Raw genomic sequence first — 26,688 nt, forward strand, 5'->3', positions numbered from 1 at the left:
CGGTCAGGATGCGGAAGCGGCGGCCATCGGTGAGCTGGTCCGAGACGAAGTCGAGCGACCAGCGGTCATTCGGCGCTATAGGCACCACCATCGGCGCCCTGGTCCCGAGCGCCCGCTTGCGGCCACCACGGCGACGGACCGCGAGCCTCTCTTCCTGGTAGAGCCGGAACAGTTTCTTGTGGTTGACCAGATAGCCCTCCCGCCTGAGCAGAACATGCAGGCGCCGATAGCCGAAGCGACGGCGCACCTCGGCAATCGCTCTCATGCGTTGGCGTAGGGCCGCGTCGTCCGCCCGGGTCGTCCGATATCTGATGGTCATGCGGCAACAGCCGATGGCTTTACACGCCCGCCGTTCGCTCATCCCGTGGGCGTCCACGAGATGGGCGACAGCTTTCCGCTTCCCCGCGGGCGTCACCACTTCTTTCCCAGGAGGTCCTTTAACGCCGCATTGTCCAGCATGGCGTCGGCCAAAAGCCGCTTCAGCCGCGTGTTCTCATCCTCCAGCGTCCTCAGCCGCTTGGCCTCCGAGACCTCCATCCCGCCAAATTTGGCTTTCCATTTGTAGATGCTGGCATCGCTGACGCCGTGCTTCCGGCACAGATCGACAACCGACACGCCAGCCTCGTGCTCCTTCAAAATCCCGATGATCTGCTCTTCCGTAAAGCGGCTGTGCTTCATGCTCTGGTCCTCATATGGGCCAGAGCGAACTTCAATCTGGATTAAGTCCAGGGGGCAAGGTCACTGATTCTGGAACGGCTCGCCCCCGCCCTACGCGCACAGATTTCCCGCCGCGAGCGCATTACCCACTGATCAAGGGACCGCCGGTAGATTGCCGGAGGCGATCGAAAAGGCGCAGCCGTCAGGATCGGTTAGTGGGGTCAAATCGGCTGCCTTGACAAACAACGCGACCAACACTCGACATCGCCGGTCCTGATCGTCCAACCCGAGCGTCCGGATCGAACCCCGATTCCAAAGCTCCGCAGGCTTCTGTCAGGCAGTGGCCTGCGAGAAGCGATGGTGCTGGCGATTTCGACTCGCGTCCCCGCCTTGCGCACAAAATTCGGCGCACAACCGCGGACCGAGTGCGCGGCGCTTCCCTGTTGTAAAAAATATGCTGCTGATTGCAGCCATTCGCTTGGCGGGCGAAGTCACCGCTACGATTGTCGTCTGACCTATGAGGGGGACGAAGTTCGGGCCAGCGCTCCTTCGGCGCCGTCCGCCCGATAACAGCGCGACGCTCGCGACGCGAGCACAACCGTCGGTGACAGATGGCATAACCGCGTAAGGGCAGCAGCGCTCCCGGAGAGAAGCAACCGAGGCGCATTTGAACCTGCTTGTCCACTGGCAGGCCGAGCGTTTTAGTCCGAGGCGCAATAATCGGATTGTTATTTTCGTTGCTAATTATATATTAAACATATTTAAATGGGCGAATTAATCGCGCAGTTCTGCCCATAGCCTGGCTGCGACTGGATCCGAACCTCAGTAGGGATCGGCAGATGTATCGAGTCTCCGGCTCCGTCTTGGTTATAGCGATCGCCATGATGGCCGGAGGTACTCCATGGGCGGGGGCAGGACGCCTGGCGATGCCTACGCCTCCTCAAGCGGCACTAGGGCGCATCGAACTTGGGCGGCCCACACTTCCGCCTCTGACGTACACGATGTTCTGCCTGCGCTACGAGGCCGAGTGCCGCTCGCGGCGGGGCTTCCGCGGCGGTCCAGTCCGGCTGACGGAGGAACGGTGGGCGGATCTCTTAGAGGTCAATGGTCTGGTCAACTTGTCCATTGTGCCTGCGCCCAACCATCTCGGCTTAGACGGCGAGGCGTGGAGCATCAATCCCGATCGCGGGGACTGCAATGATTACGCTGTAAGCAAACGTCACGAACTCCTTCAGCGTGGCTGGCCGGCGCGGGCCTTGCTCCTGAGCGAGGTCATCGTCAGTTCTGGAGAGCATCATTTGGTGCTGCTCGTGCGCACCCGGAGCGGCGATCTCGTGCTCGACAATCTTGCTTCAGAGATCAAGCTGTGGTCGCGGGTCCCCTATCGTTGGGTTCGCGTACAAATGCCGAGCAGCAATCAGCTGTGTTCGACGGTCGACCGCGGAAAGGTATAAATTTGGCCGAGCCAGCACAAGGCAATCACCATTTCCTTTCCACGACTAAATTAGTAACCTGTCGCGAAAGGCGCGGAGCCTTTCGTCGGGACCGACCAGGAGCCCGATCAGGCACACGGCCGAGGTGACCACTACGAACCGACCGTTCGATCGGCCAGTCCCATCGAGCGCCGGGTTGAGTGTGAGCTCGGTCGAGGCCTTCGGGCAGGAGGGGGGGGCAAGCACCTCGAAGTCTCCCGGTATGGCGTTTGCCGGGAGGACTTAGGTCATATTGAAGGGGAAATTCATTTCAACGTTGCTCTTGTTCCAAGCTCCGAACAGCGAGCTTGATCGCGTCTGTCGACCTGCCCGCTGGCGTCGATCCGGCTTCCAGCCCATAGCTCGTTCGCGACCGGTCGCGGTGAGATCTGGAGGTCCGCCCACCAAGGCGTCTTGTTACCATTGCGGTGTAGCTCTTCATCTTGACGATGCGTACGGTGAATTCGTCGCTGACCTTGCAGGCGAACTTGACGCGGCTAGCGTGGGACGGAAGCTGTTTGCAGACCAGGAAGGCCTGAGCGCGAAGGAAGAGCGATCCGCCTTGCTGTGCTTGCGCGATTCTGGGCGAAGGGGAGTCCAGCCTCAGCGCTCAAACTGGGTGGACGCTTTTCGCACCGGCCTGCCAAGGTTCAAGAGGAGGACTATTCTCGGTTGGCCATGAGTCTGAGCGGCAGCTTTTTTGACTTTGATCTGGTTGGCGGCTGCGGGGCGCCGCCTCCTGAAGCGAGTTCTTCAGTCGCAGGCGGCCGAAACTAGTAGGAGACCCGCGCCGGTACCGCCGAGCTGCGCGTCCTAAGCTGCGTAGGGGCCCTACGTTCCGGCTTCTTCAAACCGCCGCGCATGGCCGAGAAGTTTAGTTTAAGGTGGTGGGATGAAGGGTCTCGCCGGCCCGCCGACGGTGAACCTTACCGCGGCCGATCTCAATTTCCCCGTCTTCCTCGGCGATCGCCGCCAGATCCAACAATCTCGAGCAGGTAGCCGCTGACATCGTTCAGGTGAACGCGTTGCATGACGACGGTGATGACGCCTTTTGTCGTCTAACCGCGACCTGAGCGTGTTGGAGAACCACAGGTTGATGGCGTCCGGCTTCTGCGGATCATCGATAATGAAAATATCGCCGCCTGGGCGCTGGCCGCATCGTTTGGTCCAGGAAGGATGCAATTCGGCGATTGTCATCTCGCCGGGCGCTTGAAGGAATTCGCGGTGTTTGATGTTGCCGCGACCGACTGTCTATTTGATCGAGACGTTGTACGGAGGATCCGCAAAACACCATCGCTACTTGTTCTCCGACCCTCAGCGCGGGCTAGATCGGCTTCAACGCGAGCGTCGCCACACAAACCGCCGTGAAACCGCGCGGGGTCGTCGGCGCGCGACGATAGCGCGGCGGCGCGCCTCAGCCGGTCCGGCGGCGCCTTTGCGCGGACGAGCGATCGATCAGGAGATCGTTTAGCTTCTTGCCGGCTCGAAGCTGCGCTTTCAGCCATCGGGGCTGCTTACCGCGACCAGACCAAGTTTCGGACGGATTCTTCGGGTTCCGGTATTTCGGCAGCACCGGCGGGTAGGGGCGGCGCGAACGTTCCTGGGTCTGAGTCGGACCGGCGGTCCCCTCAATCTTACGAAGCCGCTGTTCGAGCTTGGCTTTTTCCGCAGTCATCCTGCGACTGAGGACGGTCGTGACCTCATCGTAAAGCCGCCACAGCTCGGCTGTGGTCATGTTTGCCCAGTCGTCCTTCTCCATGGAAGCTGTCCCCAACTACTTCCGAACCGAAACAGGAGGGGGATTATCAGGTCAAGCCGGGGTCGGGCAAGCGCGATCCGGGCGCGCGGCGGCGCCTGTGTGGAACGCGGTACCTGGTGCTACCGATTGGGACCGTGCCTCCGACCGAGCGGTCGCTTCCCTGGCGCCCTCCGCCCGTGGGCTCGTCGCCTGGGCGCAAGCAATCGCTGCTCGGCCTTCAACACGCGACTACGTAGGTTCTGCAATTCGGTGAATTGAACGATTAGGGCCTGATGTGTTTGACGCAAAATAGCGGAAGAATACATGTGACCACCTACTCATGCCAACGATGACCGCGCGACCGCTCATTGAAGTTGCTGAATTGACGAAATCAGCTCCAATTTGGGGACCGGGTTTTCATCGGTGCTACACGGGCTGCGATCAAACGCAGCCATATTTTGTCTTTGATTGCCAATCCTCGCTTTGATGAATAGTAATACTTTTTTGCCCTCCCTCCGGAAAGCGAGGCTTTTCGAATGGCCTCGCTTCAGTGAAACTTCGTCGAATGTTAGATTTGAATCGTGAATGACCCTATATATCGTTCGTAATAACCGGCCCTGGCGAAGTTAGATGGATGTTGACCATAATGACAACGCAACCGATCGGGTGCGCCGATGACACTCTTCGAGAGAATTTGTAGATCGAATCTACCAATCGTTGTGGAAAGAATGGCGCTTTCGTCGAGGAATTCGCGGTTTTTAACTTTCCGTGGAGCACCGCATTCTTACGGTGCTGCACGCATTCTCTGAGCGAGTTACGCTAGCGCGGCCATCGAGCGTTGCTGCTTCGTGCTGTCTCAAACCTAAGCCGTGCGACTTTATGGCCGAGCTGATGGGTCATGCCTCGCGCATCTCAAAGGAGATGCCGGATTAAACGGCTGCACGGGGGTTGTTAGCAACAGGCAAGGGAAGCATGCGCCGCATCAGAGTTGTCATCGCGGATCGACACCCGATCGTCTTACAGGGAATCAGGAGCGTTCTTGCGACGCAGCGTGATTTTACGATCGTTGCGTCGTGCAGCGATGGTGCAAGCTGTCTTGAGGCAATCCGATTTCTTGTGCCGGACATCACGCTTGTCGATGCTGCACTGCCCGATGTCAGCCGACAGCAGATCCTCGCTCTTGCAAACACGGTAGGCCCAGGTGTCCCGATAATCTTCTTCGCGGGTATCGCGGGCGACAGTGAGCTACAGAGGCTGGCCTTGGACGGCGCCTGCATCATCCTCCCGAAGGACGCGAATCCGGAGATGCTGGTCGCAACCCTGCGGAAGGCTGCCCAAGGCGTAGCAGCAGGCTTGTCGAGCACCGGGAACGGCAACCAGGAGCCCCGTGCTGGTGAGAAGAGGCCGCTGACACAACTGACGGGCCGGGAGCGCCAGATCATGCGGCTCGTGTCGGAGGGGCTATCGAATAAGGAGATTGGGCGTCGCTTGAATATTGCCGACGGTACGATCAAAGTCCACCTTCATCACATCTTCCAGAAGCTGGATGTCAGCAATCGTACAGTTCTCGCGGCATTGGCGATTTCGCGAAACGAGCTGCATACAGCGCCACGTGAGCCGGATCCCCCGGATCTGTTGCGTCAGGATCCGGCCAGCGTGAAGTGACGAGGACGTCTGCCGTGCTCGTGCGCGGGGGCGCGCTATGGTGGCGCCAGATGCTCAATCATATTGCGGCAAGCCCCTTCGGCCTCGGCTAATGTTCCAAAGGGCGAGCCGCCAATCTTGATTGCGGCTTGGTTCTTGTGGAGCGGACGCCAACTCGCCAAGTAGCCGGAGCGTCCGTGAAAGCCCGAACCTCCAGGGCTTTCAAAACTGATCACGAACGAGAAGCCGTGGCTGCTCGCGCTCCAGATCTCCATGTCCCGGACGGACCGGTGGAATTGCAGTGGCATCGCAATGATCCATTGCAGCCGAACTCGCGCTCGGCCAGTTAAACACAAATTAACTATATTAAATGCTGAGGCGCAACTCAATTCGCGCAGCAAGCCGCAATGCGCGGGCGCGCCGAGAGGAAAACACGGAATTTGGAGCCGTTCTGTCGGAGCGACGCACGTTCAGTAACTCCCGCCGGGCAAGGAACATTCCCTGGTTGAAAGCGTATTTAATATATAATAAGGTATTTAAAATTTTAAATCGAGGAGAGCGCGTCGTGACCCGGGATGGTAATGAAGATGACGACCGGCGGGCGTTTTTGAAAACCTGCGGAAGATTTGCAGCCGTGACGCCCCCCGTCATGACCCTGCTTCTGTCCACTTCCCTGACCTCAAAAGCCATTGCAAGGTCAGGCGGCCTGCACGCGGAGAGGCAGAACGACAGGGGCCAGTCGTTCTTCGACAACGATCGGTCGTCCGCGGCGGGGCCGGGGAACTCGAGCGGAGGGTCATCTGGGGGCGGTGGAGCAGCTGGCGGTGGCCCTGCTGGATCATCTCGTGCCGGAGGGACATCCGGCGGTGGCGGCGGTAGCGGCGGGTCCGGTGGTGGCGGAGCCGATGGCAAAGGGCCGTTCGCGACCGGCGGTAGCTCTGGAACTCCAAGCGCGGATGGCGGGGTCGATTGCGCCGACGAAGAGAACAAGGAAAAGCGCAAGGCCGATTGCCCCAGGGCTGATGCTCGGATCTCGAGCGCAATCGAATCCAACCGGTAGGAGTCTTCTTAGCCCATGCATGAGCGCTATGGGTCGCCGTACGGCCAGCAATGCCCGGGCCTTTGCTCCGGCATGCTGGAAAGTGTGGCCGAAAGCGCACCTGAGCAATCTATGGTCGGCTTCGGTCGAGGGCGCGGCCCCTAAGCTGCCAATTTTCTGAGCTCGCTTCCGCGCAGGAGTGGGCGTTTGTAACGACAGACCCGCGCACTTTTGCCGAATTGCGAAGCTACACGCGACTGGTTCGCGAAAGTGAACCGGCTCTACGAGCCTGTCCCGGCTACTCGGCTACCGGGCGAATGGGAGGCCCGCCGCGCTGGCGCCCCATGAACGAGTCCGACCGCGCCCTGCGAAACTATCCGATCGATTTTGCGGCTCATGACCTTGTAGCACTCGCATGCCACGGCTTCGAGCCGCGGCCGATCAATCTCGAGCTGGCCGCGCCGATTGGATTTCAGAGCTCTTGAGGCGCGCATTGTGCTTACGACATGTGTGACGGTGGTGCGGCGGACGCCCAGCAATTCCGATAATGTTTCCTGGGTCAGCGGGAGGAGATCGCCTCCATTCGCCCGGTCGTGAATGTGAAGCAGCCAGCGCGCCAGGCGGGCTTCGACGGAATGCAGTGCATTGCAGGCGGCCTCGTGCTGAAGCTGCGTCAACAACGATCTCGTGAAGACCTGCACCATGGATGTGATTGGAGGGCTGCGATGTTGCGCTGCCAGAAATTGCACCGCCGAGATCTGCAGCGCGAACCCTGGTATGCGAACGACTGCCGTCGCGGGCGAATTGGATGCGCCGAGCGCTGACGTCAGGCCCACAGCCCCCTCGTGGCCGATGATCGCTGTGGCAACTGTCTGGCCGTTCGGCAGCGCCATGATAGCGGCGATCGCGCCGCTCAGGGGGAAGAGGAGATGTTCGACCCGGTCGCCCGATCGGGCCAGCACGGAATCGCGCTCGATCTCGACTTTCCGCAAATGAGGCGCAAGCAAAGCAAAATCTGCTGGCGGCAACGCTGCTAACAACCGATTACCAACTCTGGTCGCGTGGTCCATCATGGGATTGGTCCCCGACGGATGCTCGGCCTAGGACTCATGCCGGTTTGTCGAGCTGCTCTGCAGAGTGACAGCTCAATGGCAAGCCAACCGGCCGCCACAGATATGGTTCCTATGATGGATGGTGAGCATGCGCAGGACCCACAGCCGCACGCTGTAGCGGAGATCCTATGCCTCTGGCTTCAGCTGGCGCTCGGCAAGGCCGCCGCGGACATCACAACCGATCGCATCAAACTTTGTCGCGAGCAGGCTGCGCGAGGGCAGAAGAGTGTCCTCGCCAGGGAACGCTCTCCGAACGAGCTCTTCGACCACGATTAGAGAAGCGCAAGACGCCTGCAAACGCGCTCTGAATCACTCAGTGACAGTATCGAACTGCTTCAGGAAAGTTTTCTGACCGATCGGACCAACACTGGTGGAAAGACGGCCATGAATGCGCGGCGATGCCCATATTCTGCCAGACGATCCCCGGGACGCGATCGGCAAGTCATTGATGGTCTTCAACCGGTTGCTATCTCTTAATCAGCGGGTCCCAGATTCGAGCCCTGGTGCGCCCACCATTCCATGGCTTCGCCTCCCAGCTCGGCTGAGCCGCGTGGATAATTGACTTTGATCGGCTGAGCGGATGTCCGCTTCTCAACTGGGATCCGATCCAACGAGAAGCGCGTTGATCTTAATCCGCAATCTTGAGCATGCCGCGCGTCGGACCTCTCTTTCGCCGTGCAAGAGCCGGCACCAGCGTCGGTGACTCATCCGCGACGCGCAACGCGAAATAGGCGATCGTCGCCTGAAGACCGTCCTTCAGCGCTACGCGCGGACGCCATCCCAGAAGTTGCGCGGCGGTGTCGATGACCGGCTTGCGACGCTTCGGATCGTCCTTCGGCAGCGCCACGAAGCGGAGTGGGGAGGCCGACTCCGTGTACGTCAGGACCTCCCGGGCTATGGCCTCGATCGTGACCTCGTGCGGATTGCCGAGGTTGCACGGGCCGGTTACCGAGGCCGGGCTTTCCATCAGCAGTTGAAGGCCCCGCACCAGATCGTCGACGAAGCAGAAGCTCCTTGTCTGCGTGCCGCCGCCATAGATCGTGATCGGCTCGCCGCGCAGCGCCTGCACGATGAAATTGGAGACGACACGGCCATCGTTCTCCAGCATGCGCGGGCCATAGGTGTTGAAGATGCGCGCGACCTTGATCTCGGTTCCGTGCGTGCGGTGATAGTCGAACATCAGCGTCTCGGCGGCGCGTTTGCCCTCGTCGTAGCAGGCCCGCGGCCCGATCGGGTTGACGTTGCCAAGATAGGATTCCGGCTGTGGATGCACCTCCGGATCGCCGTAGACTTCGCTCGTCGAGGCCTGCAGGACGCGGGCGCCCTTGCGGCGGGCGAGCTCGAGCAAATTGATGGTGCCGAGCACGCATGTCTTCATCGTGCCGACCGGATCCTTCTGGTAATGCCGGGGTGAGGCGGGGCAGGCGAGACTGTAGACCCGGTCGATCTCGTCGTCGATCTCGATCTCCTCGCGCACATCATGTTCGATGAAGCGAAAGTTCGGATGGTTCAGCAGCGGCCTGATATTGTCGATTGTGCCCGTGAACAGGTTGTCGAGGCAGATCACCCTGTTGCCGCGTTGCAGAAGCGAATCGCAGAGATGAGAGCCGATGAAGCCGGCGCCGCCGGCGATGAGCACTGTCGGCGAGCGACGGAGCGTGGGAATGCGGGTCTGGAGTGTCATGGCAAGCTCCCTCAGAGTTCGGCGACTTGAACCGGTCGGCCAGCCGGTAGCCGCGCCGATTTGCGGCGGCGGCGCGCGGTTGCTTCGGCGCAGTAGACCTCCAACTGGCGGGCTCGATGGTCGGAGGTGTGATCGGTCAGAACGCGGCGGCGCGCGCTCTCGGCGATAGTGCGTCGACGTTCCTCGGGCATGTCGCGCAGGATCTCGATGACGTCGCGCGCCGTTGAGGCCAGCAAGATTTCCCGCGACGGCTCGAAGATGGTCTCGATCCCCGGCCATCGGTCGGAAATCACGGGCGTGCCGCAGGCGGCAGCTTCGAACAGCCGAACGCTCGGCGAGAAGCCCAACGCGCGCATGTCGGCGCGGGTCGCATTCAGGGCGAACCGCTGCTCCGCGTAAAACATCGGGTGCTGCTTTGGCGCGAGGTGCTCGATCCGCATGACATTGTCGGGCCAGGCGATATGTTCAGGATATTGCGCGCCCGCGACGGCGAATTGCTCGGACGGCAGCATCCGCGCCGGGGACAACAGCAGTTGTTCAAGGACGGGCTGCCGATCCTCGCTATAAGTTCCGAGATAGCCCAGTGCCCATTTCGTCTTGGCCTGTTGCGGCACGTAGGCGTCCGCGTCGGCGCTGCAATAGAGAACCCGTGCCATCGGGCTGCCGTAACGCGCCTCGATCATGTCGGGCACCGGGCCACCGGCGAACGATAGATAGAGGTCGAAACGCGGGATCATCGCAGCGGAGAGATAGTCGAGGCCCCGGTCGAGTCTCGCCAGCGTCACCGGCGTGTCGATGTCGTAGAAGGCGGTGATCCCTCGCGCTTGGCTCGTGATCCATTCGGAGATGGCGATACCGTCGGGCACATAGGAGCCGATGATGACGAGGTCGGCGTCCCGGATCAGCTTTCCGAAGCGGCGAGGGACATCCTTCAGTGATTGATAGAGCTCGACAGTCCATGACGACGGCTTGGTGAGATCGCGATGCTCGCGATACCAGGCGACGTCGCGCTCCAGGAAGGTGACATGGTGGCCTCGTCGCGCGAGGGCCTCGATCAGGGCGCGGTAGGTCGTGGCGTGACCATTGCCCCATGATGACGTGACCGAAAGACCGACGACGACGATGCTAAGGTTCATTCTGCTGCCTCGATGTGCGAGCTGCTTCCGACGAAGAGATCGTTGAATTGGCGGGCGCGATGCCTGTAGGTGTGTTGGCTGAGAATGTGCGCGCGGGCACGGCTGGCGATCGCGGCGGCCCGATCAGGGCTGAGGGCGCCGAGATGGCCGGCAATCTCGGCTCCATTCGCGGCCACCAGCACTTCGCGATCCGGCTCGAGGAAATGGTCGATGCCGACCCATTGATCGGTGATCAAGCAGGCGCCTGCGCCGATCGCCTCGAATACCCGCGTCGGCGGCGAGAATCCGTATCGCGCCATGCTGTCGCGATTGACGTTGAGCGTGGCAAGGCCGGAGCCGAAGAATGCGTTGTGCTCGCCAGTGCCGACATGCCCGACCTTTCGGAGGTTGCCGGACGTATCCTTGGTCTCCCAGCCGGAGCCGCCGAGAACGAACGTCTTGTCCGGCAACTGGCGCGCGATGTCGAGGAAGAAGTGCTCGACGCGCTGCTCGCGATCAGGCAGGCGATTTGCCAGCAGGCTGAGATCGCAGGTGAAGTCCGGCTTGGGCGGCGATGGAAAATGCGTTTCGGGGTCGAGGGCGTTGTAGATCGGAACGCAGTCTCGCGCACCAATAGCGCGGTAGGCCGATACGACGCCATCGCCGCCGCCGTAGGTCAAGACCATGTCGTAGGATGGAATCGCACGGCGCAGATGATGCTCCGGATCGTTTGCCATCGCTTCGAGCGTGGCGGGAGCATCGACATCCCAGTAGATGCGCATGGTTCGGGAGGGTAAGGCAGCAACGGCGGTCTCCAGCTCCTGATCGAAGACGCCGACGCCGCTGGCCTTGATCAGCATGTCGGCCGATCGCGCCGCCGCATCGAGCGAGCCGCGCCAGCCGTCGGCGGTCGCGGGGTACACGACGACCCTGGCCCAGCCGGGGTCGTCGATGTCGCGGTGGGCCTGCCGCTCGAAGGCGTCAGGCTCGAAGAAGATGACGTCGTGTCCGAGCGCCGCAATCTGCTTGAGCATGCCGCGATAATAGGTGGCGGCGCCGTTCCAGTAGGACGAGACAAGGCTGGATCCGAAGAAGCAGATCTTCATGCGGAGGCTCCGATGTAACGCAGCGGCTGTGACGAGCTATCGGAGGCACGAATGGCCTCCACGATGCCCACAAGCTGTTGTGCGCGGTGACGGCAGGTATGGCGCTCCTGAATGGTCCGAAGGCCGGTCTCCACCATCGCGGAAGACAGCTCCCGATCGTCGAGAACGGCGCCGAGCGCGCGCTTCATCTCCGCGCCATCGGCCGCCTGGAGATAAGCGCCGTCCGGAAACAGGCTTTCCGCATCGGACCACGGCGCCGAAAGCAGAGGAATGCCGCAGGCGAGGGCCTCGAACACACGGATGGTAGGGATGCCCGGAAGCGACCGTACATAGGGCCCGCGCGGGACATGAATGGTCGCGCGCGCGCCGGCGAATGCCACCGGAGCCCAATGCGCAGGCAGCCAGCCGCCGTGGCGGATACCTGTGGCCCGGATGGCCTGGAGCGCGGCATCCGAGTAACGCACGCCATAGACGCTCGCGCGCAAATTCAGCTCGGCAACAGGCTCGACCAGGAATTCGTTGAGCTCAGTGCTGCGTTCGCCGTCGCCCCAATTGCCGATCCAGACCAGATCGTCGGTAGGTTCGACATTCGGCAGCGGGTGGTACAAGGCGATATCGGCGGCTTCGTGCCAAGTATAGGCCCGGTCGGCCCAGCCGAGCTTCACGTAGATCTGGCGAAGCACCTCGCCGAAGGCGAGCACGCCGTCGAATGCATCGAGGTCAAATTGTGCAAGTTCGTCCGGCGCTGTAATCGCACGATGGTGGGTATCGTGGAACAATAATGTGAAGGGAGCGCCGTGCGCGCGCCTGTGCCCGATCTGCTCGATCACATCGGGCGAGTTCCATTCGTGCACGACGACGAGATCGGCGCCATCGAGCGCTTCGTCGAAATCGAGCGAGGCATCATAGCGACGAATGGAAATGCCTGGGAAGAGCTGTCCGATGTCTTGCAGGACCTCGCTGCCGCTCTCGCGGATGGCATTCAACCGACTCCAGCCGTCGATCGGCTCGAAAACGACGACCTCGTGACCAAGCGCATGCAGCTCGCGGGCGTAGCCGCGCAGGAAATGAGCGTTGCCATTGTTCCAGCAGGAGGTGAATGCGTGGTAGAACAGGACGCATTTCATGCGCGCACCTCGATCTGGCCGGCTTGAGGTGTCGTGCGGTTGGCAGCGAGCAGCCCTTTGTAGAGCTTCAGATAAGCGCCGGTCGTGCGCGACAGCGAATAGGTCAGGGAACGCTCGTAGGCGGCGCGTTGCAGCTGTGCTCTTTCGAGATCGTCCGCACAAAGTTCTGCGAGAGCTCGGTGCAACGCCTGACTATCGCAGGGATCGAAAAACAGCGCGGCTCCGCTCCACAATTCCCGGAACGTCGGGATGTCCGACAGCACGAGCGCGCAGCCGGCGGCGGCTGCCTCCAAAACGGAGAGGCCGAACGGTTCATAAAGTGCTGGGCTTGCAAAGATCGCCGCGCGCTGGAGATGTCCGCGCAAGGCGCTGTGCGGCAATTGCCCAAGCCAAGTGACGCCCACGGACGGATCTGCTTCAGCGGGTCCTGCGACCTGAACCGGCCAATCCAGATCCGGTGCAGCCGCAGCCAATACTCCGATGTTCTTGGCATGATCCCACAGCCGGCCGGCCGCGAAGATCAGCTCCTGCTTTCGAGTTGAGAGGTCCCCAGCAGTAGTCCCGTTCCAGATCACGGCGCCGGGAGACCGTGGCCGATAGATCTCCATGATGTCATCGTGGAACGACCGGCTCGGGCAGACCCAAGCTTGCGTGCTGTTGAGCGCCGCGGCCACCCGTTCCGTATAACGCGCCCAACGGGGCTCGCCGAGCCAGGTCGTATCCCGACAGGCCAGCGCCCATGAGTTGACGCAGGAGTGCGCCACGAGAACGGTTGGCGCACGCCACGACAGGGTTGCCTCCCGGAAACTGTTGAGGTGGACAATGTCCGGCCTGAACCGTGCTTCGAGCCCTAGAAGGACACGCCTGGCATTGCAGAGGTCACGCCCTTCCGGGTCTTGCCATTCCAAAGCGAGGTCGGTTTCGATGAGGCGAACCCCCGAGCCGTGCAGCATCTCGCGCTGGTCCGCGCGCGCGGATGGACCCATCGTCGCCAGCGTCAAGTGGGCGCCCGCGGCGGCAAGGCTCGAGGCGAGTGAGCAGGAATAGGTCCACACGCCGCCCACAGTGTCGGTCGTCATCAGGATCCTGATGTCGGAACCGCGGCTCATGGCGCCACCGGATGTTCGAGGGCGTCGAGCGGGACCGGCCGATCGTTCTGCACGTCGCTGAACTGGTCGAACATTCCAAGATAGTGCTGATGCGCGCGCTCCCAGGCGAAGTCGTCGGCCTCGCCCCACAGCTTTCGGTAGTCCGGCGAGCCGGGGTAGGGATAGAGCGGGACCGGGTCGTTCGCCCAGATGCCGGCATCCTGCATCTTGCGGCGCCAGCGCTGCACTACGGGATCGTCGTCCTCGGGGAGCTCGATCAGATTGGCCTGCACGAAGGGGACGTAGCGTCGGGCTTCGACCAGGCGGTCGGCGAGCTGGTCGGTGGTCATCTTGCAGTTCTTGGCGAGTGCCGCGCGGCCCTCGACGGTGAGACTTTCGATGCCAGCCTCGATCGAGACGCAGCCTGCGCGACCCAGCAAGGCGAGCATGTCCGGCTTCCAGAGATCGATGCGGGTCTGGACACCGAATTTGAGGCCCCGCGTACTCAGCCCTTCCAGAAGTTCTGGGTTCGGAAGGAAGATTTCGTCGATGAAGTAGACATATTCGACGCCTTGGCCGCGCAGCCGATCAATCTCGTCGAGAATGATCGAGGGTGGCCGTTTGCGGTAGGCGTTGCGGAAATTCTCCTTGGCGCAGAACGTGCAATTGTAGGGGCATCCCCGCGACGCCTCGACCTCCGCGCCGGGGCCCACCGGTTCGGCCTCGAAGCGATGATGGTGGTGACGATGCCGCCGGATCATCTCGTCCGGCCAGTCGAGCGCTGGCTGATCCTTGAAGTCGACCGCCTGCGGGCCGCCATTGACCCGGACCGTGGCGCCGTCCGCCAAGCACAGGCCGGGGAAGTCCCGCTCCCCGTTGGCCAACCGCAGCAAAGATGCTTCGCATTCACCCATGACGATTATGTCGACCGCGAGCTTCTTCAGGGCCGCCCGCGGCGTGGTCGAGCCGTGCGGCCCAACGGCGACCAAGACCGGTGCAAGATCCCGTACCGCCAGTGCAAGCTCCTGCGGAACGCGCAGCTCCGGCGGTGCGCAGCGCCAGAACAGGTAGGTCGGTGCCGTCGTGATGACGATCAGGTCAGGCTCGAAGGCGCGCAGCTCAGCCTCGACGTCCCCGAATGACAGATCGAACATGTGCGCATCGAGCAGCAGCGTCCGGTGCCCGGCCGCTTTCAAATAATGCTCGGCGATCCCGAGCTCGAGCGGAAGGTGGGGGGACCGGCAGCCGAAATAGATGCTGCCGCCAAAATCCCAGTTCGGATTGATCAGGGCGACGCGCGTCATGCGAGAGCCTCGCGGTTGCCCCGAGTTGTTCCGAAGCGGCTGTCCAGCCAGGCATGAAGCGAGCGAAGGCCCTCGGCGACTGAGACCTGCGGTGCCCATCCGAGGGCGGTAGACAGCGCACGGGTGTCGGTGACGTACCAAGGCTGATCGCCCGGACGCCAATCGGCAAAGCGGTATGTGACCTGATGGCCGGTCAGTTCGGCAATGTGGTCGATCAATTCCCGGAGGCTGACCGCATTGGCTGGTCCGCCGCCGAGATTGAACACGCGTCCACGCGCTAGCGAGATCCGGTCGAGTACTGCGAGCCAGGCAGAGGCTGCATCCGACACATGCAGCGCGTCGCGGACCTGATAACCATCGCCGTAGATCGTCAGTGGGTTGCCGCGGATCGCGCTCAGCAGGAAATGTGCGATCCAGCCCTGGTCCTCGGTGCCGAACTGGCGCGGCCCATAGATGCAGCTCATGCGCATCACCACGGTCTGGAGCCCGTAAACCCGCGCATAGTCGTGGACGTACTGATCCGCCGTCCCCTTGGAACAGCCATAGGGGCTGTAGAAATCGAGGGCAGCGTTCTCGGAGACGCCTTCGGCCAGCAAGCCGCTGGTGGGCGTATAACGGCGGCCGGTGAGTGCGATCTCGCTGTCCTCGATCAGGCGGCCATAAACCTTGTTGGTGGAGGCGAACACGACCGGAGCGGTGCTGTTGTGCAGCCGAACCGCTTCAAGCACGTTCAGGGTGCCGCGCGCGTTGATCTCGAAATCGGCGGCGGGATCGCTCACGCTGCCCGTGACGGCGACCTGAGCCGCCAAATGCAGCACCGCGCGGGCCTCACGCACGGCATCGATCACCGGAATCGGCTCACGAATGTCGGCCACCGCGATGGTGATGAGGTCGCGATGCCTGGATTTCAGCCATTGCGCGTTCTCGCGCACGCCGGCGCGGGCCAAGTTGTCCAGCACCAATACGCGCTCGCCGCGCTCCGCCAGCCGGTCGGCAAGATTGCAACCGATGAAGCCGCAGCCGCCTGTGATCAGAACCGGCCTATTGTCTCGCTCATTCATCACGCAACCAATCCTCGTTGCAGCAGCTCCTGGGTCGCCCGCTCGGCCTGGTCGTCGGCGATCTGGTCTGCGAGATATTCCGCGAGCTCCTCCAGGCCTTCCCTGAAAGCCACATGCGGCTCGAAGCCGAGAAGGTCGCGCGATTTGCCGATATCTGCGAAGCAGTGCCTGATGTCGCCGGCGCGGTATTTCCGCGTGATCTCGGGCGCGATGTCGCTCCGGCCCATGACCTCGGCGAGGTCCTCGGCGACCGACAGAATGGTCCGGCTTTGGCCCGAGCCCACGTTGAAGACGTCCTGCGCCTGCTCCACTTGCAGCGCGATGCGGCAGGCGCGGGCGACGTCGTGCACGTGAACAAAATCGCGCCGTTGCTCGCCGTCCTCGAAAACAAGCGGCGGCCGACCGTTGAGGAGCCGCGCGGCAAAGATCGCGAGTACGCCGGTGTAGGGATTTGACAGGGCCTGACGGGGACCGAACACGTTGAAGAAGCGCAGCGCCAGGGTCGGGATGCCGTAAGCCTTGCCTGTGATCAGGCACATGCGCTCCTGCGCAAACTTGTTCAATGCGTAGACCGAGCTCAGTGACGGCAGCTTGCTCTCCGGCGTCGCCACGGGGACGAGTGGGTGACCCGCGCTGTCGCGCAACTCCCATTCCCCTCTGCGCAGCTGCTCGATCGGCCGTTCGTCGCAGGCGACGACGCTTTGATCGGGCCTGCGATAGAGGCCCTCGCCGTAGATGCTCATGGAGGAGGCGACCACCAGCCGTTCGACTGGGCGCCTCGACAGCGCCTGGAGCAGCACCGCTGTGCCGAGCTCGTTGGTCCGCACAAAAGGCTCGATGTCGTACATGCTCTGGCCGACGCCGACGGCGGAAGCGAGATGCAGGACCATGTCGGCCCCGCGCAGGGCATGTTCGACCGCAACGCTGTCAGTGACGTCGCCAACGACGAGCTCGGCCTCATCGGCGAGATAGGACGGGCGCTGGCGGTTGCCGCCGTGGACCTGCGGCGAAAGATTGTCGAGCAGCCGGACCTCATAACCGGCAGCGAGCAGCATGTCGGTTACATGCGAGCCGATGAATCCCGCGCCTCCAGTGATTAATACCCGCGTCATGCACCACTCCGTGCCGCCGTAAGATCGATCCCTTGGGAAATCGACCGATGATGGGAGCTGAAGCGCGCCTTACTGTCTGGTCGGACGACCTGCACGCCAGTCACGTTTGGAGTCAGAAGCGATGCAAGGAATGTTCGTTCCTCGAAATTGTACAAACGAATATTTCTCTAACCTGGATCAATAACCTAGGTGAATCCCCAGCCCTGCTGCCCGCTAGAAGTGCGCGCCGTGCAGCGGTTCCGGCAGGTCCAGATGCCTTGCTGCGGTGGCGCCGATATCGGCAAAGCCGGCACGCCGGCCGATCGGAGCAGATGATTGCGTCGTCCGGGCCAGGATCGGCACCTGTTCGCGGGTGTGGTCGGTGCCCCTCCAGGTCGGATCGCAGCCATGGTCTGCGGTGATGATCAGAAGATCGTCGCTCCGCAGACGTGACAGTAGCTCGGGAAGACGGTCATCGAAGACTTCGAGTGCCGCGGCATAGCCCGCGACGTCGCGGCGATGGCCGTAGAGGGTGTCGAAGTCGATGAAGTTGGCGAACAGCAATCCTCCATCCGCAAGGCTGGCCAGCCCCTTGAGCGAGGCGTCGAACAGCCCGTCATTGCCGTCGCCGCGCATGTTTCGCCCAGTTGCCCGATGAGCGAAGATGTCGTCGATCTTGCCGATCGTCACGATGTCACGGCCGGCGCTTTCAGCGAGATCTAAGATGGTTCGCCCGGGCGGCGGCACCGAATAGTCGCGCCGGTGTACGGTGCGCTTGAAGTCGCTCGCATTTGTGCCGACGAATGGCCGGGCAATGACGCGGCCGATGTTGAGGAGATCGATCAGTCGCCTTGCGATCGCGCAAATCTCATACAGACGTTCGAGCCCGAAGGTCTCCTCATGCGCTGCGATCTGGAACACGCTGTCGGCTGAGGTGTAGCAGATCGGCATTCCCGTTCGCATGTGGCGCTCGCCGAACTCGGCGATGATCTCCGTGCCGGAGGCGTGACAATCCCCGAGGATGCCGGGCAATCCGGCTTGCTCGCAGAAGGCCCTAGTCAGATCCGCGGGGAAGCAGGGCATCGTTCGAGGGAAATAGCCCCATTCGAACGGTACGGGCACTCCGGAGATCTCCCAATGACCTGACGGGGTGTCCTTGCCTTTCGAGATCTCGGTTGCGCACCCAAATTGCCGGTGCTCGACCCGACCGTCCAGCCCCGGCGGCACGCGCCCGGTGGCGAGGCGACAGGCTTGGCCGAGGCCGAGCGCGACGAGATTGGGAATCCGGAGCGGACCCTCGCGGGCGGCGCTGTCGGCGCGACCGGCCATGCAGGCTTCAGCGATGTGGCCGACAGTGTCGGCGCCATCGTCACCATAGCGAGCGGCATCCGGCGCGCCGCCGATGCCGACGGAGTCCATCACCAGGATCAGGGCACGCATGTCGGTTCCCTGATAGGGGGATTGGCGGACGTTGCGGAGGATGCAACACCCGTCTTCGTGCAGTAGCGATCGACCATCGATGCGCAGAAATCGGCAAATTCATTGACGTCGAGTGGCGGGCTGGTGTGATGCGGCTCGATGCCCAGATGCTCGGGCGTGAAGCAGAACGTCACCGTGACCTGAAATTCCGCCAGCGCCTCCATCTGGCGGTCGAACCATGCGAGCGCATTAGGACGGAAGCTGTCGGCCCATGAAAGACCTGTCCTGAGATGGGTCACGCCGAGACGGCGCATCCAGTGCACGGCGTCGTCGAGGCGATGATCCTCGAAGTGGAACCACTGGCACAGACCCATTGCAGGCGCATAGATGCCAAACTGATCGGCCGCCGCCTTTGGCGTGCCGTCCTCGCGCAGCAGGCCCATGTGGAAATGCCTGTAATACGAGGAGCCTTCGGCTTCCTTGTGCCGTGTCGTTGCTTCCCAGGCGGAGGGAAGGTCGTAGAGGCTGTACCAATGGATGCGCGGGGCACGGCCGATCAGGAGTTCGGCTGTGCGCGACAGGCCCCAGGCTTGCACCTCTTCGGCGCCGAACGAGGAGACGCCGACCTCCGTCACCCAGACAGGCAGGGTGGTGACCGCCTTGATCTCCTCAATCTTGGCCGGCCACTCGCCGATCTGCCACAGGTTCCAGTCGAGCGGAAAGCCATGCACGGCGACTGCATCGAAATTGTCGAGCACGCCGCGGCTCTGCATGTTGCGCATGAACGACGGATCAATCGGCGAGATGCCGCCGAGCACGATTGGCAATGCGCGCCGCGCACTGCGGATCGATTTGCCGGCAGCGATGGCCAAGTTCGCGAACATCGCCCAATCCGGATCGATCAGGATATTCCAATGCGACTTGTTGTTCGGCTCGTTCCAGATCTTGGCAGCCTCGATCATCGGTTTGTGCTCCGGCAAGGATAGACGGGTCCATCGGCCTGAGGGCGCTCCGTTCGCTCGCAGAGATAGACCTCCTCTTCGGGATGCGCAGTGATGGCAAAGCCGGCGCTGCGCAGCATGGCCTCGACGCAGGCCCGGTTCGGGACCCACCAATTGGTGGGGTCGTCGGCGTACTTGTGCTCGATGAAGTGCAGTTTGGGATAGCCGGCGGAATCGAACTGGTCGGTGGTCCAGAAATCGTAGTTCTTCTCGATCGCGTCGACGTGACTGTCGCCGCGCTGCATCGACTGGAACAGGAGGAGGTCCTTGGCGACGTGCTCGTGGATGAGATCCAGCGCCAGAAGCGGATGGCGCAGGTGGTAGAGCACGCCCATGAACATCACCAGATCGAACTTCTCGCGGAGCTGCCCGACGTCATAGGCCGACATCTTGCGGAATTCGATCCTGAGGCCTTTCACTTCGGCGGCGAAGCGCGCCTGCGCCAGGTACTCCTCGTCGGTGTCTAGTCCAAGCACACGCTCGGCGCCCCGCTGCTTCATCTCCATGGCGTAAAAGCCGGCGTTGCAGCCGATATCGAGCACGGTCTTGCCTTCGAGGCGGTTCGGAATGATTCCGGAAAATCGCCGCCATTTCACGCTGGGATAGTCGCCAAGGAAGTGGGCGGGGGCGGTCGGCACGCCGTTCAGGTCGAGATTGTGAAACCACGGCCCGAGCGCATCGACGCGCTTGCGAATTTCCTCGCGCGTAAGTAGCGCTCTCGTCATGCAGTCGCTCCGTTGTCCATTGCGGGGATCGGTCGAGCTCCATCCGACGAGGTGCCGACCCGCAACCTCGACCGGCCGTCAGCGCCGGCGCTGTCCGCGAGAAGAGCCATAGCCTTGCGATAGCCGTCGACGGTTCCGACATCGACATAGGACTCCCCCGCCTTGATCCCGATGCCGACGCCGCCTGCCTGGAGGTAGGCATTGACCAAAGTCCCAAAATATTCGTCTCGCCGGTCTCGCGCGTTCCAGAGCGCATGCAATTCGCCGAAGCCGGTGGCCGACATCCTGAAAGCGCCCCAGATCCACCGCGAAGTTGGGGTCGGCTGCTTGACCTGGATCTCCCGCACGCTGTCTCCCTCGACCACGACGGCGTCGAAGAATTCCGGGCGCTCGACTGGGAAGAGGAGGAAGGAGAGGTCGGCATCGGGCAGAGCCTGCAAGGCGGCCTTTGGAAACCACACGGTATCGGGCAGGCCGACGACGACGTGCTCGTCATGTCCGACCACGGTGCCGGCCCGGAAGACGGCGTCGCATAAGCCGGATGCGTCGGGCTGGACCACATAGGCGAGCTGAGCACTGCCGTAGTGATCGCCGAAATATTCCAGAATGTCGGATTTGCCCGGCGAAATGACGAAGCAGATCTTGTCCGCTCCGCCGAGGATGAGGCGCTCCAGGAGATACTCGGAGACCGCGCAGGGGCGCTCCGTGCCGTCGTCGCGCCGGCTGCCGACGGGCAGCAGCTCCTTGGAGAACGCTAGCGGTTGGATGCGGCTGCCGCGGCCCGCGGCCGGAACGATGCCCCACATGGTCAGGCCTCCTCGGATTGCTGGCGATGCGTGCCGCTGGACGCCGCCTGCTCGAGCAGCGACACCAGCTCGCGCGCGCGTTTGTCGGATGTGTGCTGATCCAATGTCCGTTCATAGGCGCATCTAGCGATCGATTGGAGCTCGGCGCTCGGCATCGCCAATGCCGCCAATGTGTCCTGCGCGTCGCGGGCGATCAGGATCTCCCTGCCAGGCGCGAAGAACTCTTCGATACCCGGCCAGTCGTCGCTCAGGAGCGGGACGCCACAGGCAGCCGCCTCGAACAGACGGCCGGAGGGGCACCAGCCCATCTCCGCCATGGCTCTGCGTGTGACGTTGAGGGTCAAGCGGGAGGACGCAAAGAAAGGCGCATGCTCCGATGGCGGCAGATGCCGCACGAAGTAGATGTTGGGCGACCATGGGAAGTCGTCAGGATATTGCGCCCCGCCGATCAGGAAGCGCAGGTCCTGCCGCGCGCGTGCCGGTTCGACGAACAGCGCTTCAAGTCCGCGCTGGCGGTCTTCGGAATAGGTGCCGAGATAAGAGAGATCTGCGCGGTAGTGCGGTCGGGGCGGCACCGGGCGATGAATATCGACATCGACGTGGCCGTATAGGGGGCGAATGTCGCGGGCGCCGAGCCGGTCGCGGAATTCGTGGGCAACGCGGGGCCCGCCGGTGAAGCTGAGGACGAGCGCGAAATCCCGTAGGCCCCGTGGGCTGATATAAGGAACGGATCCACCCTCCATGAGCCGCGCCAGCGTGATCGGGGTATCCAGATCATAGAAGACGGGAACGGCGCGTCTTTCCGACATGATCAGGTCGGTCGCCGCGATCGCGTCGGGACAATAAGACGTGACGATCGCGACATCGGCATCCCCGACGTCGCCGCGGGCGAGGGAGCGGGTCTCGTCCCAAGTCGAAAACAACCGCAGCTGGCCGCCCGGCAATTCATTGAAGTCGCGGGCGCCGGCGTAATAGGGCACATCGCGCTCGTAGAAGACGACGGTATGGCCGAGGTGTGCCAGATGCTTGCAGAGGCCGCGCCACAGGGTCGCGTGGCCGTTGCCCCAGGAGGAGGAGATGGTCAGCCCGAAAATGACGATCTTCACGCCGGCACCCGCTGATTGATCCCGGTAATCCTGAACCCGCGGCTGTCCACGCTGAGAGTGGAGATGCTGGCTGGGTCGATTTCGATCGAGAGAAAGTCGTCAAGCCGCATGCGCGCGTAATGCAAGAGCGCAGCACGGATCGGCTCGGCATGACTGACGGCAATGACGGTGCCCGCAGAATGATCGTTGCGCAGCTGCTCCAGATGGCCGACGACGCGATTCTGGAGCGACCGCATGCTCTCGCCCCCGGGTGGGCGGCTAGCCCCGCGCCGCCTGTTCCAGCGCGACCATTGCGGGTCCTGACGGAGCTCCTCAAAGGACCGGCCGCTCCATTCGCCATAGTCGAGCTCGTCGAGAGCGGGGACGATCTCGATCGGCAGTCCGAAGTGCGCCGCCAGAATGGAGGCTGATTGCATGCAGCGCCGCTGCGGGCTCGACTGGATCAAGGCTGGCCACGGGCTGATCGTGATTGCACAGCGCGCCATTTCCTCGCAGCCGATGTCGTCGAGCGTGACGCCATTCATCCGGCCGCATAGCGTGCGGCCGAGCAAAGCATGGTGACCGTGACGCACGAGATGAATGATCCTCGCCATCAGGTATACACCTTGTCGTCGATGAAGGCGCGCGTTCGCCGTCTGGCCTCTTCGTCGGTGAACTGCTGCGGCGGCGATTTCATGAAATAGCTGGAGGGACCGGTCAGGGCGCCGCCCTGACCGCGATCCATGGCAAGTTTTGCGCAGCGAACCGCGTCGATCACGACGCCTGCGGAGTTCGGGGAGTCCCACACTTCGAGCTTGACTTCGGCGCTCAGCGGCACGCCGCCGAATGTCGTGCCTTCGAGCCGGATGAAAGCGAGCTTGCGATCGGTCAGCCAGGGCACGTGATCGCTCGGCCCGACATGGATGTTGTCGGGATCGATCCGAACGTCGAACTGGCTGGTGACCGCCTGAGTCTTCGAGATCTTCTTCGAGGTCAGCCGCTCTCGTTCGAGCATGTTCTTGAAATCGGTATTGCCGCCGACGTTGAGCTGGTAGGTGCGGTCCAGCCGCACGCCGCGATCACGAAACAAATTGGCGAGCACGCGGTGCAGGATGGTTGCGCCGACCTGGCTCTTGATGTCATCGCCGATGATCGGAAGGCCTGCATTCTCGAACCGCTGCCGCCAGTCCGGATTGGAAGCGATGAAAACGGGGATGCAATTAACGTAGCCGCAGCCGGCTTCGATGGCGCGCGCTGCGTACCATTCACTTGCGCGTTGCGAGCCGACGGGCAGGTACGACACCAGCACGTCGGTCCGTGACATCGCCAGGACCTCCGAAACATCGGCTTCCGGGACGTCGGCGACCGGAACATCATCTTCGAGATAGTGCCCGATGCCATCCATGACCGGGCCGCGCTGAACGATCACGCCGGTCTGTTCGACATCGGAGAACCGATGCGTGTTGTTCGGCTTGGCAAAGATGGCGTCGGCGACATCGCGTCCGACCTTGCCGGCGTTGACGTCGAAAGCTGACGCGATCTGGAGGTCGCTAATGTGATACCCGCCGAGATCGACGTTCATCAGGCCGGGCACAGGCTCGTTCGATTTGGCGTTTCGGTAATAGGTGAGCCCCTGGACGAAGGAGCTTGCGCAATTGCCGACGCCGACGATGCCGACGCGCACGCGGCGCCTGTCCTGAAGACGGGAATGCATGGACTAAGACCTCCGGGAAGACGATGGCATCAGCGTAAGTAGATCGGCGAACGTGTCGGAAGGTATGTTCGTTCCTGTGCTGGAGCCGCCGAGCCCGCGTGCGCATCGATTCAGGGCAACAAAAATGCAGCGCGCTTAACTTGGGATAAGATCCGCAGCCGGATCAACGGAACGAACATCATCCTGGATGAAGATGAAGAAGATGATGCTGGTTGTCCGGCGTTGGCCCCGGCGCGCCGTGAAGAACAAATCCTGCCGGCCCGCGTTTCATCGCAAATGGCTTCGGCGATGGCCGTGCCTGCACAAGCGAGGTGCCACATGACGTCCAAGACGCAGAACAACGAAGCCCAGCAGACCACCGATCACGCCGCGATCCGCAAATGGATCGAAGAGCGCGGTGGGCAGCCGGCGACGGTCAAGGCGACCGAAGAGGATGGACACGCCGGCATCCTGCGCATCGATTTCGATCCGCCGGATGAGGGGCTGGACCGCATCGGCTGGGATGAGTTCTTCGAGAAGTTCGACGAGGCCGGCATTGCCTTCCTGCACCAGGACCGGACCAAGGACGGAAAGCTGAGCCGCTTCCACAAATTCGTCCGTCGCTAGCCGGATCTCGGGACGTGACGAACGGCTGGGTGGAGGCCATGCGAGCAGGCGACTTTGCGCGTGCCTGGGCCATCAATGACCACGATCTCGCGATGTCCGGGTACCCGCCCAAGCATACCGGTCCGCGTCACCTTCAGCGAATCTGGCGGGGGGAGTCGCTTGCGAACAAGCACGTGCTCGTGCGGTGCTATCACGGGCTCGGCGACACGATCCAGTTCCTGCGTTTCATGCAACCTCTTCGCGGCATAGCGCGCAGTGTCACGGTCTGGTGTCAGCCCGAACTGTTGCCGCTGGTCGAGCGCACGGCAGGCGTCGATTGCGCGCTTGCGCTCCATTCGGGTACGCCTGAAGCTGACTTCGAGGTGGACATCGAGATCATGGAGGTGCCGCACGCGCTCAGGGTGGAGAGAGGGCAGATTGAGATGAGCGCGCCATATTTGACGCTGCCGCCGAGAAGTATGCCTGTGTCGCTCGACTGCGAAGGTCTGGCCGTCGGCTTGGTCTGGGAGGTCGGCCAATGGGATAAGCGGCGCGCTATTCTCCCCGCATTGTTGCGACGTCTCGCCGTTCCTGGCGTAGCGCTTCATTCGCTCCAAAGAGAGGCGGGGACCGAAGAGCTCGCGCAGATCGGCGCTCGCGACATCAGCACGCCCGATATCGCGGCTCTCGGTCGTCTTCTCTGTGAGCTCGATCTCGTCATTTGCGTTGACACCATGGTCGCACACCTCGCGGGAGCACTCGGATGCGAAGCCTGGGTGCTGCTGCACGCCGATTGCGACTGGCGCTGGCCTTCATCCGGGTGCCGTACGTTTTGGTATCCGAGCCTGCGCCTGTTTCGTCAAAAGACGGCCGGCGATTGGGGCGCTGTCATTCTGGAAGTGCGCGAAGCCTTACAGGAGCGTGTGAGGTGTGAGCAGAAGGTTACGCAATATCATCTGGCCGACGCGACGGCACCTTTGGTCAATTCCAGTTGCACTGGTCGGCGGCCTTGATCAGGTGGCCGGATGCCTAGATACGCGGGATCGAAGCCTGCCAGCCGGACCAGTCCGGGCCAGTCGGAGATCATCAAGGTCTTGCCGTGCCAGTGCAGCAGGTTGCAGCGGCGCAACTCCCGGATGGTGCGGTTGACATGGACTGGGGAGATGCTGCAGGCCGCCGCGAGGTCGGATTGGGTGAACGGCGAAGCCAATCTGAAGTCCTTTGCGAGCCCGACATTCTGCAGGCGTGTCGTGATCTCGCAGAGCAGGTGCGCTACACGCGTCAAGGCGTCCCGGCTGCCGAGGTTTACGGCCCAGTTGCGCTGTCTGGCGTGGTCGCCAAGCAGCATCAGCAGGAGGGTACGCGACATCGCGGGCGAGCGCGCCGATAGTTCGCGAAAGAAGCGATGCGGGACTAGCGCGACCACGGCAGGCCCGAGGGCAATGAGGTTGCCGTTGATGCGGGGCCGATAGAGTGTTTGGAGGTCAGCGATGTCGCCGGGGACCGAGATCGACGTGATCTGCCCGTCTGCGCCCTGGGCGTCCTGCCAGGACAGGTAGCCCTGGAGCAGCAGGCAGCATTGATGGCTGTCGTCGCCGTGGCGCAGGATAGCCTGATGTGAACTGAAGTGCGCGATCGTGCTCGGCATTTCTGCCAGCAGATCGAGGTCGTCGGCCGTCACGTCACCGATACTCGCCAGGTGATCGGCAAGCTTGGAAAAGGCAAATCCCGTCTGCATCGGTCATCCGATCGCCCGCCGCCTACCGCAACTCTGACCCAAATGGCAAAGGGCAGGCATTAACCTGTGATACGCTCCCTCGATCGGGGTATGATCGATTGGTGCGAGTCGACGTTCGCCAGTCTTCAATGTTCCTGTGAAATGAAATTAGGGAAAGCGGCAGTCGTCCGCACTTCGAGGCGTCTGCGATCTTTCGCCGGCACTATTGCGTAGCGTGAGGTCTTTCCGCGGGAGGCGGTCCCCTGTTCGACACCGACACGATGGCGATAAGGGGACAGACCTCTCTTGGCGGTTCTTGGCGGTCCTCCGGAAGGCCGGTTCCAGGGCCTTGTCCGAAGCCTCAGCCATGCAGCGGTAACGGGCGGGAATGGGGCTAT

The 26,688-nt window shown here is 62.4% G+C and carries 23 protein-coding genes and 2 pseudogenes; 5 read left to right on the forward strand and 20 right to left on the reverse strand.

Annotated elements, in window-relative coordinates:
* A pseudogene (locus tag IVA92_RS19565) lies at positions 1-678 on the reverse strand (transposase); the annotation flags it as partial.
* A 905-nt stretch (positions 679-1,583) separates the two neighbouring features.
* On the opposite strand from IVA92_RS19565, the gene IVA92_RS19570 reads away from it, so the two are divergent.
* Positions 1,584-2,111 (forward strand): transglutaminase-like cysteine peptidase, encoded by a 528-nt coding sequence (locus IVA92_RS19570; RefSeq protein WP_256464981.1) that lies wholly within the window; start codon positions 1,584-1,586, stop codon positions 2,109-2,111.
* Positions 2,112-3,543: 1,432 nt separating this feature from the next.
* Here the strand turns inward: IVA92_RS19570 and IVA92_RS19575 are convergent.
* Positions 3,544-3,888, reverse strand: a complete 345-nt coding sequence (locus tag IVA92_RS19575; protein WP_247280405.1) for an H-NS histone family protein — start codon at positions 3,886-3,888, stop codon at positions 3,544-3,546.
* Positions 3,889-4,839: 951 nt separating this feature from the next.
* On the opposite strand from IVA92_RS19575, the gene IVA92_RS19580 reads away from it, so the two are divergent.
* Positions 4,840-5,532: a response regulator transcription factor gene (locus IVA92_RS19580; protein ID WP_247280406.1), complete on the forward strand. Its 693-nt coding sequence runs from the start codon at positions 4,840-4,842 to the stop codon at positions 5,530-5,532.
* A gap of 35 nt (positions 5,533-5,567) precedes the next feature.
* Here IVA92_RS19580 and IVA92_RS19585 read toward each other — a convergent pair whose 3' ends face one another.
* Entirely contained in the window at positions 5,568-5,819 is a 252-nt protein-coding gene (locus tag IVA92_RS19585) for a hypothetical protein (protein WP_247280407.1), read from the reverse strand.
* A 257-nt stretch (positions 5,820-6,076) separates the two neighbouring features.
* On the opposite strand from IVA92_RS19585, the pseudogene IVA92_RS19590 reads away from it, so the two are divergent.
* A pseudogene (locus IVA92_RS19590) lies at positions 6,077-6,349 on the forward strand (hypothetical protein); the annotation flags it as partial.
* A gap of 482 nt (positions 6,350-6,831) precedes the next feature.
* Here IVA92_RS19590 and IVA92_RS19595 read toward each other — a convergent pair.
* From IVA92_RS19595 to IVA92_RS19670, 16 genes are all read right to left on the reverse strand, one after another.
* A complete protein-coding gene (locus IVA92_RS19595) occupies positions 6,832-7,623 on the reverse strand; it encodes a Crp/Fnr family transcriptional regulator (RefSeq protein ID WP_247280408.1) in 792 nt (263 codons plus the stop codon).
* Positions 7,624-8,290: 667 nt separating this feature from the next.
* Positions 8,291-9,346 carry a UDP-glucuronic acid decarboxylase family protein gene (locus IVA92_RS19600; protein WP_247280409.1) on the reverse strand — a complete coding sequence of 352 codons (1,056 nt, stop codon included), beginning with the start codon at positions 9,344-9,346 and terminating at the stop codon, positions 8,291-8,293.
* A gap of 11 nt (positions 9,347-9,357) precedes the next feature.
* On the reverse strand, positions 9,358-10,482 hold the full coding sequence (locus tag IVA92_RS19605; protein ID WP_247280410.1) for a glycosyltransferase: 1,125 nt from the start codon (positions 10,480-10,482) through the stop codon (positions 9,358-9,360).
* The gene (locus IVA92_RS19610; protein ID WP_247280411.1) at positions 10,479-11,567 is read right to left on the reverse strand and encodes a glycosyltransferase; all 1,089 of its coding nucleotides are present in this window, start codon (positions 11,565-11,567) and stop codon (positions 10,479-10,481) included. The genes IVA92_RS19605 and IVA92_RS19610 overlap by 4 nt, the downstream gene beginning before the upstream one ends.
* Positions 11,564-12,694: a glycosyltransferase gene (locus IVA92_RS19615; RefSeq protein ID WP_247280412.1), complete on the reverse strand. Its 1,131-nt coding sequence runs from the start codon at positions 12,692-12,694 to the stop codon at positions 11,564-11,566. Before IVA92_RS19615 ends, IVA92_RS19610 begins: the two co-directional genes overlap by 4 nt.
* The gene (locus tag IVA92_RS19620; protein WP_247280413.1) at positions 12,691-13,773 is read right to left on the reverse strand and encodes a glycosyltransferase family 4 protein; all 1,083 of its coding nucleotides are present in this window, start codon (positions 13,771-13,773) and stop codon (positions 12,691-12,693) included. The genes IVA92_RS19615 and IVA92_RS19620 overlap by 4 nt, the downstream gene beginning before the upstream one ends.
* Positions 13,774-13,799: 26 nt before the next feature.
* Positions 13,800-15,086, reverse strand: a complete 1,287-nt coding sequence (locus IVA92_RS19625) for a TIGR04295 family B12-binding domain-containing radical SAM protein (RefSeq protein WP_247280414.1) — start codon at positions 15,084-15,086, stop codon at positions 13,800-13,802.
* The gene (locus IVA92_RS19630) at positions 15,083-16,147 is read right to left on the reverse strand and encodes an NAD-dependent epimerase/dehydratase family protein (protein ID WP_247280415.1); all 1,065 of its coding nucleotides are present in this window, start codon (positions 16,145-16,147) and stop codon (positions 15,083-15,085) included. Before IVA92_RS19630 ends, IVA92_RS19625 begins: the two co-directional genes overlap by 4 nt.
* On the reverse strand, positions 16,147-17,259 hold the full coding sequence (locus IVA92_RS19635; RefSeq protein ID WP_247280416.1) for an NAD-dependent epimerase/dehydratase family protein: 1,113 nt from the start codon (positions 17,257-17,259) through the stop codon (positions 16,147-16,149). Before IVA92_RS19635 ends, IVA92_RS19630 begins: the two co-directional genes overlap by 1 nt.
* A gap of 213 nt (positions 17,260-17,472) precedes the next feature.
* Positions 17,473-18,678: a phosphopentomutase gene (locus IVA92_RS19640; protein ID WP_247280417.1), complete on the reverse strand. Its 1,206-nt coding sequence runs from the start codon at positions 18,676-18,678 to the stop codon at positions 17,473-17,475.
* Positions 18,666-19,619 carry a beta-xylosidase gene (locus IVA92_RS19645; RefSeq protein ID WP_247280418.1) on the reverse strand — a complete coding sequence of 318 codons (954 nt, stop codon included), beginning with the start codon at positions 19,617-19,619 and terminating at the stop codon, positions 18,666-18,668. Before IVA92_RS19645 ends, IVA92_RS19640 begins: the two co-directional genes overlap by 13 nt.
* Positions 19,616-20,383 (reverse strand): TIGR04290 family methyltransferase, encoded by a 768-nt coding sequence (locus tag IVA92_RS19650; protein WP_247280419.1) that lies wholly within the window; start codon positions 20,381-20,383, stop codon positions 19,616-19,618. Before IVA92_RS19650 ends, IVA92_RS19645 begins: the two co-directional genes overlap by 4 nt.
* Positions 20,380-21,189, reverse strand: coding sequence for a sugar phosphate nucleotidyltransferase (locus IVA92_RS19655; protein ID WP_247280420.1), 810 nt, complete (start codon positions 21,187-21,189; stop codon positions 20,380-20,382). The genes IVA92_RS19650 and IVA92_RS19655 overlap by 4 nt, the downstream gene beginning before the upstream one ends.
* 2 nt (positions 21,190-21,191) lie before the next feature.
* Positions 21,192-22,295, reverse strand: a complete 1,104-nt coding sequence (locus IVA92_RS19660; protein WP_247280421.1) for a glycosyltransferase — start codon at positions 22,293-22,295, stop codon at positions 21,192-21,194.
* Positions 22,292-22,888, reverse strand: coding sequence for a histidine phosphatase family protein (locus tag IVA92_RS19665; RefSeq protein WP_247280422.1), 597 nt, complete (start codon positions 22,886-22,888; stop codon positions 22,292-22,294). Before IVA92_RS19665 ends, IVA92_RS19660 begins: the two co-directional genes overlap by 4 nt.
* Entirely contained in the window at positions 22,888-23,988 is a 1,101-nt protein-coding gene (locus tag IVA92_RS19670) for an inositol-3-phosphate synthase (protein ID WP_247280423.1), read from the reverse strand. Before IVA92_RS19670 ends, IVA92_RS19665 begins: the two co-directional genes overlap by 1 nt.
* Positions 23,989-24,306: 318 nt before the next feature.
* On the opposite strand from IVA92_RS19670, the gene IVA92_RS19675 reads away from it, so the two are divergent.
* Both IVA92_RS19675 and IVA92_RS19680 read left to right on the forward strand, forming a co-directional pair.
* The gene (locus IVA92_RS19675) at positions 24,307-24,594 is read left to right on the forward strand and encodes a hypothetical protein (protein ID WP_247280424.1); all 288 of its coding nucleotides are present in this window, start codon (positions 24,307-24,309) and stop codon (positions 24,592-24,594) included.
* Positions 24,595-24,608: 14 nt separating this feature from the next.
* Positions 24,609-25,586 carry a hypothetical protein gene (locus IVA92_RS19680; RefSeq protein ID WP_247280425.1) on the forward strand — a complete coding sequence of 326 codons (978 nt, stop codon included), beginning with the start codon at positions 24,609-24,611 and terminating at the stop codon, positions 25,584-25,586.
* Here IVA92_RS19680 and IVA92_RS19685 read toward each other — a convergent pair.
* Positions 25,526-26,311 (reverse strand): Crp/Fnr family transcriptional regulator, encoded by a 786-nt coding sequence (locus IVA92_RS19685; RefSeq protein WP_247280426.1) that lies wholly within the window; start codon positions 26,309-26,311, stop codon positions 25,526-25,528. The genes IVA92_RS19680 and IVA92_RS19685 overlap by 61 nt on opposite strands.
* Between the last annotated feature and the right edge of the window lie 377 nt (positions 26,312-26,688).

This window comes from Bradyrhizobium sp. 154, assembly GCF_023073875.1.
Lineage (GTDB): Bacteria > Pseudomonadota > Alphaproteobacteria > Rhizobiales > Xanthobacteraceae > Bradyrhizobium.